This is a genomic window from Pantoea sp. EKM20T (genome assembly GCF_011800485.1).
GTDB lineage: Bacteria > Pseudomonadota > Gammaproteobacteria > Enterobacterales > Enterobacteriaceae > Pantoea > Pantoea agglomerans.
Map to the genome: position 1 here is coordinate 50,620 of NZ_JAALFW010000013.1, position 14,358 is coordinate 64,977.

The following is a 14,358-nucleotide window of genomic DNA, read 5'->3' on the forward strand; positions in this document are numbered from 1 at the left end:
TTCTCAGAATTCAGTGAACCGATTGTAGGGCAAACCCTTTTTAGGATAAAGCCAGCCTCAAAGGTTATTTATCACGCCAGCGATAGAGCCGGGCCAGCCACAACAGCAACTGATACCACTGCTTAATTCCCCGGGCGTTGCGTAACATGCGCAGGTGTGTCCGGGTGGCGAACAGCTCGGCAATGATTGCCTGGCGTGCGCGGGCGTCAGGCTCACGTCTTACACTGTGGCACACGCTGAGCGCTTCATGGGTCACCTGATAGTGAAACGACGGGTAAATCTTCACGCGGTCACGATAGCGGTCATTGAGCTCTTCCAGCAGTCGCGCAATCTTCATGTAGTGGCGCTGATACTCAACGTTGCGCTCGCCGGTACGTTTGCGATTGCTGATTGAGGCGTCGTGCATATAGTAGCGATAGAGTACCGCTTCGGTATAACGCACGCGTTTTGCCAGCAGCATAAACTCGGTGGTCCAGGGAATATCCTGATGATGCAGGCCGGGTTCAAACTGCAACTGATGATGCTCAATCAGTTCCCGGCGATAGATGCCCAGCCAGACCACATGCATATAACGATGGGTTTTCAGTGCGGTATTCAGCCAGTCGGCACCGCTCAGTACCGGCGTGCTGCGCAGGCGATCCAGCGGAATCAGCGGCTTTACCCGCTGGCTGTGTTTGAAAAACCACTCGGCGTTGCACTGTGCCGCATCCAGATTATCTGCTTCCGCCAGCGTCACCAGCGTCTGATACATATCGGGTTGCATGGTGTCATCCGCATCAGGGAAGGTGACATATTTCCCGCGGGCAATCGCCAGCCCGGCGTTACGGGCGCGCGAGACGCCGCCATTTTCCTGATGAATCACACGAATGTGAGAATGCTGCTGTGCATACTGATCGGCGCGCTCGCCTGAGCCATCGGTTGAACCGTCATCGACGATAATGATCTCAAGCAGAGTCAGCGTCTGCGCCAGCAGTGACTGCATGAACTCATCAAACATGCTGCCCGCATTGTACATCGGGGTAATGATACTCAGCAGAGGAGAAGTACTCATGACAATATCTGCACCAGCATTGTATTCACTGCGAAAGGGCGTTGCCTCGTCATAAATCATTTCCAAATCAGCAGAGTGAAATCAGGGAGTTCACAATTATAAAACGATGTTGCATCCCTGCTTTACTAAAAACCACGCCCGACAATAATAATGCGCTATATGCGCTTTTTTTACGCAATGTGGTCGTGCAGGTAAACAGATTATTATGCTGGCTTGCTGTCAGCGTCGTTATTACAGAGGTCGTGGCAAACAGCCGGCGGGATAAGTGACGGGAAAGTCAGGCGCTGAAATAACAGCGCCCGCATCAATCTGATAAACCTGAGTGTGCTATTGCTCACTCTGCTTAAAAAACTTGAGACTGACATACTTCATCATCCAGCTCAGGCTTTCAGCATACTGTTTCTGATGCCACTTTACGCGGGCGAATCGCTTCATCTCTTTATAATGCTTTGGTGTATCAAGCGGTTGTGAAGCCCAGGGTGAGCGCTGGTAATAGCTGTAGTAGCGGTGGGAAAGATCGCTGCCAGCCCATGCATGCCAGGGTTTGCATTTACCGGTGTAGTGAATCATCACCGTCTCTTCTGGCACGCTCGTGTGATCCCAGACTTTATTGGCGATGATGTCATAAATGTGGTTATAGCGGTCTGGCAGGATCAGGACCTCATCCTCCAGCACGATATTCAGCGCATCCTGATCGGGAAAACCAAACTCTGCGCCCCGCGTTACCAGCACGTCGGTAATGCGCGCGGTGGTCTGCCTTTCGAGCCAGCGTGGAATATTAATCAGCATAAAACCGGAGTTGAAATAGTGGTGATGCTTCAGCCCCAGCCTTGCGCACTGGTTATGTCGCGCTCGCGGTGTGTCATTACAGGCCGCCAGCGTGTAATCAGTGATATCCAGCGTGAACAGGGGAGAGTAGTCGCCCACCACCAGGGTGTCAGCATCAATATAGATCACCCGATCGCTGTAGCTCGCCACGGTTTCCGGGATCAGGAAACGGTAGTGGATACTTTTGGGATAGCGTCCGACCGCAGGCAGCTGATCAACCCAGGCACGGTTAAAGATATGCAGCGTGATCGCCAGACGATGGCCCGTGGCCAGTGAACGCAGTTTTTCCACATCCTCTTCGCAAAGCGAGTCTGAAAAAACATGGGCGTGGAAAGCGGTATCAGGATGATGGCTGAGAAGTGAAAACAACGTAATGCCCAGGCCACGCGCGTAGGCGTAGTTGATGCCAAACGCAACATGAACCGGATTATCATCCGTGTCAGCAAGCGTGTTAACCAGCAGCTGACTTTGCTGAACGGCCTCAGCAAGAGGGGTAATTGCCATTACGCTTCACTATTCCAGATTATGAGTAATAAACGTTTGTATTCTAGTCAGTTTATCGTGATCCAGCCCGAATAATTTTTCAGCAGGCTGATCAAACTGAAAACGGGTGGCAAAAACGAACGTCGACGCAGCAATATTATCCGGTCCGATAAACAAAACGTTATTGACCGGACGCTGTTCCCTGACTTCACACGGCCCGTAAAGCATGATCACCGGTATCTGCTGCGCATCCGCAATATAAGCATTGCCAGAGTCAGAGGAGATGTAGAAATCCATCTGTGCAATGGCCCACGGAACCTCTTCCAGTTTTAGCTCACCAATCAGACTGACGATATTGTCTTTCGGGCCGGTCAGGCTCAGTAACTCATCCAGCCACGGCTGCTCAGCCGGTGGGCCAAACACATAAAAGGTGCAGGGCAGGTCAGCCAGCGAAGCCATCAGCTGCTGCCAGATGCTGGCAGGAATGGTTTTAGCCCGGTTACCGGCAGAAATACTGATGCCAATTTTAATACCGCTGCGCGGATTAAGCAGCGCGGCGGGTGGCGCAGGCGGCTGCCAGAGCGGTGAGGTCGCATGCTTAGGGAAATCGGTGTAGCGGTAGTCACGATTAATCAGCTTCAGGTAGCTGTCGAGCGTTAAATCCGTTTTGGTGTGGTCGACAATTCCGCTGGCGCTGCGATAGAAGGTCTTATGGTAGGACTTACGCACATAGGTGCGCAGAAACTGCTTGTTCGGTGCGTTGCAGAGCGCGGCGAAAAACAGGTTCACGCTGTTTGGCTGCACCAGATAGACGTTGTCATAGCGGTTCATCAGAGTGAACGCGAGCTTCAGTTTGGCAAAAAAGCTGCGCTTCGCCTCTTCAATCAGGAAATAGCGGCTGACCGTGTCATCGTGACGCGCCAGCGGCTCCACCGCTTTGCTGATAAGCAACTCAGACTGACCCAGCGCACGCAGCATCGGGGTGATATTAATAAAATCACCAATCTTCGCCGTCTGGATGATCAGGCTGCGTCCGGTTGGCCGGTAAAACAGCCGCATTATGGCCCGGAAAGGCAGCAACAGCAGGTAGATCAGCACATAGTTCATGGCATGTTTTCCGTAATAACGGCCCGCAGTTTCTCTGCCACCGTGTCAGCAGTCAGCTCCGCCAGATTATGATTCGGGGCGCTCAGTGCCTGTTGGTTCTGCCCGTAACCGCCAATCAATCCAGGATCGGTCGGACCATACAGCGTGAGGTTGGGGCGATCCAGTGCCGCCGTCAGATGGCTCAATCCGGTGTCCACTGAGACCACCGCGCGTGCGCCCGCCAGCTGTTGTGCTATCGCTTCCAGCGTCAGCTTAGGCAGTACATCGACATGCTCAAATCCTTCTGCAAGGCGCTGCGCACGCTGATGCTCATGTTCAGCACCCCAGGGCAATTTCACCCGCAACCCGCTGGGCTGCATCTGCTCAATCAGCTGTCGCCAGTGTGATTCCGGCCAATGCTTGTTGTCACGCGTTGTGGCATGCAGAAAGACCAGGTAATGATGTGCGTCAGCGGGCAGATGATGCAGAAAGTGTCCGGCAATCGCGTAGTCACCCTGACTTTGCGGTTTTTCATAGCCCAGGCTTTTGGCGAACAGTTCGCGCGTCCGCTCAACCGCGTGCTGCCGCTTACTGACCTCATGGCGGATGTCATACCACCAGCTGGCGAACGGCTCACGCGCGCTGCGGCTGTCCTGCCCATGTTTCACCCCTTTCGATAAGCGGGTGACCAGCGCGGCACTTTTGATCAGGCCCTGTGCATCAATCACGATATCGTACTCACGTGACTGTAACGCGCGCTTAAACAGCACGCGCTCTTCACGCTGCTGACTGCCAAACCAGTGTTTGCGCCAGCGGCGAATCGCAACCGGTAACACCTTATCTACTGCGGGATGCCAGCCAGGGATCTGTGCGAAATTCTCTTCCACTACCCAGTCGAAACGGATGCCGGGAATGGCATGCATTGCATCGGTCAGTGCCGGGAGCGAATGCAGCACATCGCCCATTGATGAGGTTTTAACAATCAGGACGTGCATGGCACCTCCTGTGGCGCGAGCAGTTCGCTCAGCGTCTGATGTACACGTTCAGGCTGAATATCGATCAGGCTCTGGTGATAGCCCTGTTCGGCATCGCCTTTGCGCACTTTGTGATAGCCGGTAATCAGGCGAATAATTCGCGCCTGCTTTGCCAGCGGCGGCGTAAAGTCAGGACTGCTTGGTCCATAGAGCGCCACCAGTGGACGATCCAGCGCCGCGGCGATATGCATCAGGCCGGAGTCGTTGCTGACCACGGCACGGCATTGTGCCAGCAGAATCACCGCCTGTTCCAGCTGGGTTTCACCCGCCAGATTACGGCAGTGGCCGCGAGCCTCTTCGGGCAGCGCCGCGATAATCTCTTCGCCGGTCGGGCGATCTTTGGCGGAGCCAAACAGCACGATCTGAAAGCCTTCAGCAATCAACTGGCGGGCCAGCGTGGCGTAGTGATAGTGCGGCCAGCGTTTGGCCGGACCAAATTCAGCGCCCGGACAAAAACCGATGACCGGACGGGTCGCGGCGAGCTGAAACTGTGCGGCCGTTTCAATTTTTTCCTGCTCTTCAACCTGCAGTTTTGGCCACAACAGCGGCTGGGGCAGCTGCGCCGCCGAAGCAACAGGTGTGTCGTAGCCCAGCGCAACGTAGCGCTCAACCATCAGTGGAAATGCGGCTTTATCCAGCACGCGCAAATCATTCAGCAGGCCATAGCGCATTTCACCGCGCCAGCCGACGCGGCGTTTTATTCCGGCAAAGAAGGGGACCAGCGCCGACTTGAAGGAGTTAGGCAGCACATAAGCGCGGTCGTAGTGACTGGCGCGCAGCACTTTGCCCAACCGGCGACGCTCACCGATTTCCAGTGCGCCATGCCCAAGCGGCATCGCCAGCGCCTGATTCACCTCCGGCATGCGTGACAACAACGGACGGCACCATGCAGGTGCCATCACGTCAATCACCGCATCGGGATGTTCGGCCTTGAGGGTGCGATAGAGACTTTGCGACATCATCATATCGCCGACCCACGACGGGCCGATTACCAGAATTTTCATCGCCGGAGCAGCTTCCTTTATGCGTTACGGTTCAGCCAGACCATATAGTCAGCGACGCCCTGCGCCACCGTTTTAAATGGCTTGTCGTAGCCGGCGGCACGCAGCTTAGTGAGATCGGCCTGAGTATAGGCCTGGTACCGTCCTTTGAGTTTTTCCGGGAACGGGATGTACTCGATCTGACCTTTCTGGTGGAACTTCAGTACTGCGTCAGCCACTTCCTGGAAGGACTCGGCGCGGCCTGTGCCACAGTTGTAAATCCCGGAGACGCCATTTTCCCAGCACCACAGGTTCACTTCCGCAACATCATCAACGTGGATGAAATCACGTTTAAAGCCGTCGCTGCCTTCAAACAGTTTTGGATTTTCATCGTTGCTGATCTGCGTGTTCAGATGGAAGGCCACGCTTGCCATGCTGCCCTTGTGGCCTTCACGCGGTCCATAGACGTTGAAATAGCGGAAGCCGCATACCGGCGAGTTCGCTTCCGGCAGCATCTGACGGACGTAATGGTCGAACAGCATCTTAGAGTAGCCATAAACATTAAGCGGCTGCTCATACTGACGCTCTTCAATGAAATTCTCGTTGCGTCCGCCGTAGGTCGCTGCGGAAGAGGCGTAGAGGAACGGGATCTCGCGCTCAAGACAGAAGTGCAGCAGCTCTTTGGAGTACTGATAGTTGTTCTCCATCATGTACTTGCCATCCCACTCGGTGGTGGAGGAGCAGGCGCCCTGATGGAACACCGCTTCTATCGGGCCTAAATCATCGCCCGCCATCACGCTCATCAGGAACTCTTCTTTGTCCATGTAATCGACGATATCCAGGTCGACTAAATTGGCAAACTTGGTGCCATCCTTCAGATTATCCACCACCAGAATGTCGGTGTGACCGCGATCGTTCAGCGCTTTGACGATGTTGCTGCCAATCATTCCTGCGCCGCCAGTTACGATAATCATGTTGTTACCTTCAACGTTGTGGGGTGAAACAGGAGGTTTCACACACGAATACCTCACATCATAACATTTCATCAGGGTGCAGACAGCCAGATGACTCTGTAACGCTTTGTGCGTACATCCTTGTGGCGTGAACTATGCTGCAAAAATGACATTCTGTTGGGCGATTTATCGTGAAGAAGCGGCCTGTTCAGTAAGATATGCCAGATTTTTGCCATCTGAGGAGAGCAATGATGCCTGCGCAATTTTATCAACAACTTCGTCAGCAACTTGATGATGCACGTCAGGAAGGACTGTTTAAACAGGAGCGGATCATCACCTCTGCCCAGCAGACGGAGATCGCGGTTGGCGGCGCTCCGGCGGTGATTAACTTCTGTGCCAATAACTACTTAGGTTTAGCGAACCATCCGGCGCTGATTCAGGCGGCGAAAGAGGGGATGGATTCGCATGGTTTTGGTATGGCGTCGGTGCGCTTTATTTGCGGCACGCAGGATAGTCATAAGCAGCTGGAAAAGCGGCTGGCAGACTTTCTCGGCATGGAGGATGCCATTCTTTACTCCTCCTGTTTCGATGCCAATGGCGGCCTGTTTGAAACCCTGCTTGATGCGCAGGATGCCGTCATCTCTGATGCGCTGAACCACGCTTCCATTATCGATGGCGTCCGGCTGTGCAAAGCGCAGCGTTACCGCTATGCCAATAACGATATGGCGCAGCTGCGCGCCTGCTTGCAGGAAGCGCGCGCTAAAGGCGCGCGTCATATTCTGATCGCCACCGATGGGGTCTTCTCAATGGATGGGGTGATTGCGAATCTGCCCGCTATCTGCGATCTGGCCGACGAGTTCTCTGCGCTGGTGATGGTGGATGATTCCCATGCGGTGGGCTTTGTCGGGAACGCCGGACGCGGAACCCATGAATATTGCGACGTCATGGGCCGGGTCGACATCATTACCGGCACGCTGGGTAAAGCGCTGGGTGGCGCCTCCGGTGGCTACACCGCAGCAAAAGCAGAAGTGGTGGAGTGGCTGCGCCAGCGTTCCCGTCCCTATCTGTTCTCTAACTCGCTGGCCCCGGCCATTGTTGCCGCCTCGCTGCGGGTGCTGGATCTGCTCAGCGAAGGCGACGGGCTGCGTCAGCGTCTGTGGGACAACGCCCGTTACTTTCGGGAGCAGATGACGGCGGCGGGCTTTACGCTGGCGGGAGCCGATCACGCCATTATCCCGGTGATGCTGGGTGAAGCCAGCGTCGCCCAGGAGTTCGCCCGCCTGCTGCAACAGGAAGGCATCTACGTTACCGGCTTCTTCTATCCGGTGGTGCCAAAAGGTCAGGCACGCATTCGCACCCAAATCTCTGCGGCGCATACCCAGCAACAGCTGGAACGTGCGGTGGCGGCCTTTACCCGTATCGGCAAACAACTGGGCGTTATCGCCTGAGGAGTCCGTCATGAAAGCACTCGCCAAACTGAAGAAGGAAACGGGCATCTGGATGGTGACCGATGCGCCGGTTCCGGAGCCGGGCCACAACGATTTGCTGATTAAGATTCGCAAAACCGCTATCTGCGGTACCGATGTCCATATCTACAACTGGGATGACTGGTCGCGCAAAACCATTCCGGTACCGATGATTGTCGGTCATGAATATGTGGGGGAAGTGGTTGCGATAGGACAGGAAGTGAAAGGCTTTACGATTGGCGATCGGGTCTCGGGCGAGGGGCACATTACCTGCGGACATTGCCGCAATTGCCGTGCCGGGCGAACGCATTTATGCCGTAACACAATGGGTGTAGGCGTTAACCGCCAGGGCTGCTTTGCGGAGTATCTGGTTATCCCGGCCTTCAATGCGTTCAAAATTCCCGACAACATTTCCGATGAGCTGGCGGCAATCTTTGATCCATTCGGCAACGCCGTGCATACCGCGCTATCGTTCGATCTGGTGGGTGAGGATGTGCTGATCTCCGGCGCGGGTCCTATCGGCATCATGGCCGCCGCGGTCTGTCGCCATGTCGGCGCACGTAACGTGGTGATCACGGACATCAATGAGTATCGTCTGTCACTGGCGCGCAAAATGGGCGTCACGCGCGCGGTCAATGTGGCGAATGAGGATCTGCGAGACGTGATGCACTCGCTGGGCATGACGGAGGGATTTGATGTCGGACTGGAGATGTCTGGTGCACCGCCTGCCTTCCGTTCATTGCTGGAGGTAATGAACCACGGAGGGCGGATTGCACTGCTGGGCATCCCGCCGGGTGAAATGGCGATCGACTGGAATCAGGTAATCTTCAAAGGGCTTTTTATAAAGGGCATTTATGGCCGGGAGATGTTTGAAACCTGGTATAAAATGGCGGCGCTGATCCAGTCCGGGCTTGATTTAACGCCGGTTATTACCCATCGCTATGGAATCGACGATTTCCAGCAGGGCTTTGATGAGATGCGTTCAGGACGCTCGGGAAAAGTGATACTGAGCTGGGATTAAAACAACGGCCGCCAGGGCGGCCGCATGATTAGCTTTGTTTTTTCTCTTCATCGGTCAGGTAGCGCACTTTGCGCGTGTAGTCCTGACCTTTAAAGTTCAGCGGCTGTTGCGGATCGGCGAGGTATTTTTGCCATTCCGACAGCGGAAAGCCGCCATGTGCACCTACCACTTCAGGCGGGATCACCGCCGACTGACCGCCAATTTTCTTTGAGACCGGCCAGTTAGCCCATTCGCCCAGATTGACGGTTTTAATATCCAGCATGTCCAGCAACACCGCGAGCGGCAGCTGGTCAGTAGGCGGCTGGCTGTCGTTCATTAAATTCCAGGTATCATTAAACAGCGTCAGCCACAGCGGCGAAATGCGCTGCCAGACTTCACGGGTGGCAGCCAGGTAAGCCCCATTCACGTGATCCACCAGCCAGGGCCGGATACTGTGCGGGTAGTAGGCGGGAATCGCCTCTTCCGGCGCATCAGCCAGCTTGGCAATCATTTTCCCCTGACGAAAACTGGAATAGAGATGGCCGGGCTTCATCATAATCTCCGGCATCTTAAGCAGATTGAGGTCGGAATCGATCATCAGAATGCCGTCGCCTTTTGCCTGTAAGGGCGCCTGCAATTTAATCAAACGACTGCGATAGATCTGCTTGTAGCGATAGCTCTCTTCCCGATGCGGGACATCCAGCGTCGCGACGCGGGTTTTTACTGGCAGGCTGCCAAAGGCGTGAGCCGGCTGATCGCTGACAATTACGATCTCTTCAGCCTCTGTCGCAAAGCGCGCTGCAAAATCGGCACTGAGCAGGGCTTCTTCGATATAGTCCGCGCCGGTGCAGGGGATCACGACAGAAGTGACCGGTACAGTGCCCTGAACCTCTTTATGCGAATAAGGCAGGTTATGACTCGCCCTGATATGGCGATAACGGGGATTTAAAAAATTAAGCATGAGGTTTCTTTTTCACGACGCTTTGCAAAATATTCTCGACGCCGCTGATATAAGTTTCAATAGCGTACTGTTCACGTACGCGTTTCGCTGCCGCATTGATCAGGCGTTGACGTAAATCCGCATCCTGCCACAGCGCGGTCAGATGCTGGGTCAGTTGCACCACGTTGCCATAATCAAACAGCAGCCCGGTTTCGTCATGACTGATCAATTCGGCAGTGCCGACCACGCGGGATCCCACTACGGCGGTATTCACCAGCATCGCCTCCAGCACAACCCTTGGTAATCCCTCACTGCGTGAGGCAAGAATAAACGCATCAAAGGCGGTGAGGTAATCCAGCGCGTTGTTCTGAAAGCCCGTAAAGACCACATGCTGCTGGATGTTCTCTGCGGTAGCGAGTTGCAGCAGATGCTGAAGTTCCGGACCCGCTCCGACCACCACCATCTTCCAGTCGGCATCGGGATTAGCACGTTTAAAACGGCCCAGTGCCTGCAGAATATGGTGATTAGATTTACGCAATATCAGCGAGCCGATCGTGCCGAACACAAAGGTCGAAGGGGAGAGTTTAAAGCGCTGGCGTACTTCAAGGCGGTCGGGCAGAGGCTGGTGGATGTCGATAGCATTATTGACGGTAAAACAGCGTTCCGCATCAACACCGTGGCTGCGCAGGGTGTTATTCACGCCCTGCGACACCGCAATGATCGCCTGGCAATCCTGATTAACCATGCTGACCAGCCGCGGTTCCAGAACCGGATCGATACGGCAGTGTTGCACTACCGCAACATCCAGGCTGCGCGCCGCCAGATAACCTTCCACATTGGTGCTGGGCTGGTTATTCATATAGAGCGTGTCAAACTTCCCCAGCTGCAGCAGTGAATTGATTTTGCTGGCATTGGGCATAATGCGCCAGTGTGTATCAATCTGATCGATGGCGCGCTTCTTGAGCTTTTTATTAAAAAACAGCAGTGCCCGCGCGACTTCTTTAACAAACTTTGCCCAGCGTGGCTGCCTGATTTGCGGAATAAAAAAGACCGGGATAGCCAGCGCATTCAGCGTGGCCTCAATGGTTTCGTCGTTGCCACGGCTGTAGTTGTGATAGAAGCAGCAGGTGATATCAAACTTTTGACGATCGATACGCTTCAACAGCTCCAGCATACTGTTGGTGCCGCCGCCCCACTCTCTGCCGTTATCCAGCAGCAGGATTTTTTGTTTAATAATCGTCATCCCTATCACTGTTCCCGCACAGCACGTTATCGCCCGACCCAGGATTATAGTAATTTCTGCGTATAAATGAACGCTAAGCTGAACACTTAGCATTCATAGCAAATTCAGAACAGATTTTTTAGCGTGTTAAACAGCGGGCTGTTATTCACACTTTCAGCTATTACCGTTAAGGCTCGGGTGGCAGGAACCGGCGCCAGCGGCTGTTTCGGTTTACACAGGTCTGCAGGCTGGAAGCGCGGTGTCACCGGTTTTGCCGGCGCCACAGGCGGCCGTGAGCCGCTGTGCAGTGATTCGTTCAGCAGCTGACTGGGACGAACCAGCGTAACGTCGGCTGGCAATGTGGGTAACATCTGCTGCAGCACCCGCACTGTGTTAGGGTGGGGATGACCAATGGCAATGGCGTAACCGTCGCGCTGCGCCAGTTTCACCGCCCGACTGAACTGCTGGCGGATGGCATTAATATCCTGGCTGTCATCCAGAAATACCCGACGTTTTAATACCCTGACCTGGGTGCCCTGCGCGGCAGGAACAGCCTGACTGTTAGCGATGGTCATGCTATCCAGAAAGTAGAGATTGTAGTGGTTCAGCGCCTGCATCACTTTCTGCATGCCGGGCAGGCTGGAGGTCATCCTGCTGCCCATATGGTTGTTCAGACCTACGGCATAAGGCACGTTGTTAACCGCATTGCGCATGATGCGGGTAACTTCTTCGCTGCTCATATCCGGCGTTAAGGTATCTTTTTCCAGCGGCTGTTTGCTCAGCGGTGCCATGGGCAGATGGATCAACACTTCGTGACCACTCTGGTGCGCTTTGGTGGCCATTTCACGGGCATGTGGCGCGTTGGGCAAAACCGCCACTGAAATGGCCTGCGGCATCTGCAGGACCTTGTTCTCTTCGGCAGGGCGATAGCCTACGTCATCGATGACAATGGCCAGTTTGCCCGCCTGCGCAGCGTAGCTGAACAGCAGGGCGCTCAACAGAACGGGGATTTTTCGAAGTTGCAGCAAAACCTATTTTCCTAACCACGGGAGTGGATTGACGGCCTGTCCCTGACGTCGGATTTCAAAATAGAGCGACGGAGTACCGCGGCCACCACTGGTGCCCACCAGTGCGATAGGCTGTCCTGCCTTCACCTGCGTACCCACGCTCACCAGCGCACTTTGGTTGTAGCCATACAGGCTCATATCGCCTTTACCATGTTCCAGCACGACCACCAGGCCGTAGCCCTGTAACCAGTCGGCCATCAGCACGCGGCCATCGGCGATAGCTTTCACCTCGGTACCTTCGCGCGCATCAATCACCAGTCCTTTCCAGCGCAGTTCACCCTGCAGCTGTTCACCAAAGCGATGTTCAATGCGTCCGCGTACCGGCCACAAGGCCTGCCCGCCCGCGCGACCGAGTCCACCGGTGCGCGCCACCAGTTCGCGTTCGCTCTGGGTCGGCTGATAGCTGGAGCCTTTGGCTTTCGCCTGCGCCTGACGCTGACGCACTTTTTCCGCCTCACGCGCTTCACGGGCGGCGCGCTCGCGCGCCTCGCGTTCCGCACGGGCGATCTTATCCTGCAGACGGCTTTCGTTCTGACGCATCTCGACCAGATCGGCCTGATCTTTTTCCAGCGCGCTTTCCAGTGTCGTCAGGGTTTTTTTCCGCGCTTCGCTCGCCTGTTGCAGCTTCTGCTGCTGGCCCTGCTGCTGCGCTAATAATCCTTTCTGCTGCTGTTGCTTCTGCTCCAGCGTGGCGCGTTGCTGAGCTAAGTCCTGACGCGTCTGTTGCAGCGATTCGATACTTTTCTGGCGCGCCGCATTCAGATAGCCGAAATAGGCCAGAATACGCTCGCTGCGCTGGCTCTCTTCACCGCCCATCAACAGCTGTACACCGTTGTGCTTACCCTGACGAAACGCCGCATCAAGCTGCTCTGAAAGCAGGTTTTCCTGTTGGGTTTGCTGTTTTTCAAGGCGGGCGATGGAGGTGGCAAGCTGTTTGATTTCGTCATTCAGGGCGTTGAGGCTATTGCGGGTGTCACGCAACTGACGGCTCGCCTGAGCGATGATTTTTTCCTGGCTCTGCAACTGATCCAGTAATTTGCTGCGCTGCAACTTTTGCGCTTTAACGCTTTTCTCTTTTTCAGCGATGTTTTGCTGAATAGATTGCAGCTGAGATTTGCTGTCTTCTGCACTAACGGCGGCGGCAGGCAATAACAGTGCCCCCGCACAAAGCAGGCTAAGGGAGAGGCTGGACAAGTGTGTGAACAACGGCAGGTTATCGCCGTTGGGACGGGTCCTTGTGTGCGAAACGGTTGTTTTTCCCTTCATAGGCCAATGATTATTCCACGATGAACCGCCGCTTACCAGTGCTCCCCACTGGCATTTGCTTTTCCAGTTATGTCCACTTTCACAATGACATGGATTAAGCCTTACGCCATTTTTGCTATTCAGCCACTTTTTTTGGAAAATGAAGCACAAATCGATACTCTGGCCGCATAGCATCTGTACATGCGAAGTGGCGCAGGTATACTCAGAACCCTTGTTTTAGCTTATTAGCCCGGTCTGGAGTCGTTACCCCTCATGCAAGAAATTATGCAGTTTGCAAGCAATCACCCCATCCTGAGTCTGGCATGGGTCGTTTTACTCGTTCTGGTGATTGTGACTACCGTTAAAGGAATGTTCTCTAAGGTAAAAACGATCAGTCGCGGTGAAGCAACCCGCCTGATTAACAAAGAGGACGCGGTAGTTGTAGACGTGCGTTCGCGCGACGATTTCCGCAGAGGCCATATTTCAGGTGCGCTGAATGTCGCAGCCGCTGAGATTAAAAAAGGCAACATCGACGAACTGGCAAAGCATAAAGCGCAGCCCATAATTGTGGTGTGTGCAACCGGACAAAGCGCGGGTGATTCTGCTGCGCATCTCAGCGCGGCCGGCTTTGAGCGGGTTTCAGTGCTGAAAGATGGTATCAGTGGCTGGAGCGGCGAAAATCTGCCGTTAGTTCGCGGCAAATAATCTTACAGAGGTGCTGATCATGGCAAATGTTGAAGTTTATACCAAGGCGACCTGTCCTTACTGCCATCGGGCGAAGGCGCTGTTAACGCAAAAAGGCGTATCGTTTCAGGAGATCCCCATTGATGGAGACATGGCGAAACGCGAAGAGATGATCAAGCGTAGCGGCCGCACCACCGTGCCTCAGATTTTTATTGATGCGCAGCACATTGGTGGCTGCGACGACTTATTCGCACTCGATAATCGCGAAGGTTTAGATCCCTTACTGCAGGCGTAATTTTACGCCGGACAATCTCATACA

General features: G+C 54.6%; 14 protein-coding genes. 4 read left to right on the top strand and 10 right to left on the bottom strand.

Annotated features, from left to right (window positions below; translation table 11 throughout):
• Window positions 1–64: 64 nt before the first annotated feature.
• From HFD94_RS19110 to rfaD, 6 genes are all read right to left on the bottom strand, one after another.
• Window positions 65–1,051, bottom strand: coding sequence for a glycosyltransferase (locus HFD94_RS19110; RefSeq protein ID WP_238697683.1), 987 nt, complete (start codon window positions 1,049–1,051; stop codon window positions 65–67).
• Window positions 1,052–1,378: 327 nt separating this feature from the next.
• Window positions 1,379–2,383 (bottom strand): glycosyltransferase family 8 protein, encoded by a 1,005-nt coding sequence (locus tag HFD94_RS19115; protein ID WP_089415157.1) that lies wholly within the window; start codon window positions 2,381–2,383, stop codon window positions 1,379–1,381.
• A 9-nt stretch (window positions 2,384–2,392) separates the two neighbouring features.
• Window positions 2,393–3,469: a glycosyltransferase family 9 protein gene (locus HFD94_RS19120; RefSeq protein ID WP_010258264.1), complete on the bottom strand. Its 1,077-nt coding sequence runs from the start codon at window positions 3,467–3,469 to the stop codon at window positions 2,393–2,395.
• Complete coding sequence (gene rfaC / locus HFD94_RS19125; protein WP_010258262.1) at window positions 3,466–4,443, bottom strand: lipopolysaccharide heptosyltransferase RfaC; 978 nt, start codon at window positions 4,441–4,443, stop codon at window positions 3,466–3,468. The genes HFD94_RS19120 and rfaC overlap by 4 nt, the downstream gene beginning before the upstream one ends.
• Window positions 4,431–5,486 carry an ADP-heptose--LPS heptosyltransferase RfaF gene (rfaF, locus tag HFD94_RS19130; RefSeq protein WP_010258260.1) on the bottom strand — a complete coding sequence of 352 codons (1,056 nt, stop codon included), beginning with the start codon at window positions 5,484–5,486 and terminating at the stop codon, window positions 4,431–4,433. Before rfaF ends, rfaC begins: the two co-directional genes overlap by 13 nt.
• Window positions 5,487–5,503: 17 nt before the next feature.
• On the bottom strand, window positions 5,504–6,436 hold the full coding sequence (gene rfaD / locus HFD94_RS19135; RefSeq protein ID WP_010258257.1) for an ADP-glyceromanno-heptose 6-epimerase: 933 nt from the start codon (window positions 6,434–6,436) through the stop codon (window positions 5,504–5,506).
• Window positions 6,437–6,666: 230 nt separating this feature from the next.
• Here rfaD and HFD94_RS19140 point away from each other — a divergent pair, with 230 nt between their 5' ends.
• Both HFD94_RS19140 and tdh read left to right on the top strand, forming a co-directional pair.
• On the top strand, window positions 6,667–7,863 hold the full coding sequence (locus tag HFD94_RS19140) for a glycine C-acetyltransferase (protein ID WP_122889945.1): 1,197 nt from the start codon (window positions 6,667–6,669) through the stop codon (window positions 7,861–7,863).
• A gap of 10 nt (window positions 7,864–7,873) precedes the next feature.
• Window positions 7,874–8,902: an L-threonine 3-dehydrogenase gene (tdh, locus tag HFD94_RS19145; protein ID WP_010258251.1), complete on the top strand. Its 1,029-nt coding sequence runs from the start codon at window positions 7,874–7,876 to the stop codon at window positions 8,900–8,902.
• 28 nt (window positions 8,903–8,930) lie between these two features.
• Here the strand turns inward: tdh and HFD94_RS19150 are convergent, their stop codons facing one another.
• The 4 genes from HFD94_RS19150 to envC form a co-directional block, all read right to left on the bottom strand.
• Window positions 8,931–9,842, bottom strand: a complete 912-nt coding sequence (locus HFD94_RS19150) for a hypothetical protein (RefSeq protein ID WP_039387216.1) — start codon at window positions 9,840–9,842, stop codon at window positions 8,931–8,933.
• Complete coding sequence (locus tag HFD94_RS19155; RefSeq protein ID WP_010258244.1) at window positions 9,835–11,064, bottom strand: glycosyltransferase; 1,230 nt, start codon at window positions 11,062–11,064, stop codon at window positions 9,835–9,837. The genes HFD94_RS19150 and HFD94_RS19155 overlap by 8 nt, the downstream gene beginning before the upstream one ends.
• Window positions 11,065–11,168: 104 nt before the next feature.
• Window positions 11,169–12,071: a divergent polysaccharide deacetylase family protein gene (locus HFD94_RS19160; protein ID WP_167433385.1), complete on the bottom strand. Its 903-nt coding sequence runs from the start codon at window positions 12,069–12,071 to the stop codon at window positions 11,169–11,171.
• A 3-nt stretch (window positions 12,072–12,074) separates the two neighbouring features.
• Window positions 12,075–13,376 (bottom strand): murein hydrolase activator EnvC, encoded by a 1,302-nt coding sequence (gene envC, locus HFD94_RS19165; RefSeq protein ID WP_029519509.1) that lies wholly within the window; start codon window positions 13,374–13,376, stop codon window positions 12,075–12,077.
• 252 nt (window positions 13,377–13,628) lie between these two features.
• Between envC and HFD94_RS19170 the strand changes: the two genes are divergently transcribed.
• Together HFD94_RS19170 and grxC are read left to right on the top strand one after the other, a co-directional pair.
• Entirely contained in the window at window positions 13,629–14,060 is a 432-nt protein-coding gene (locus HFD94_RS19170) for a rhodanese-like domain-containing protein (RefSeq protein ID WP_010258234.1), read from the top strand.
• A gap of 19 nt (window positions 14,061–14,079) precedes the next feature.
• Window positions 14,080–14,334 (top strand): glutaredoxin 3, encoded by a 255-nt coding sequence (gene grxC / locus HFD94_RS19175; protein ID WP_010258231.1) that lies wholly within the window; start codon window positions 14,080–14,082, stop codon window positions 14,332–14,334.
• Window positions 14,335–14,358 lie beyond the last annotated feature (24 nt).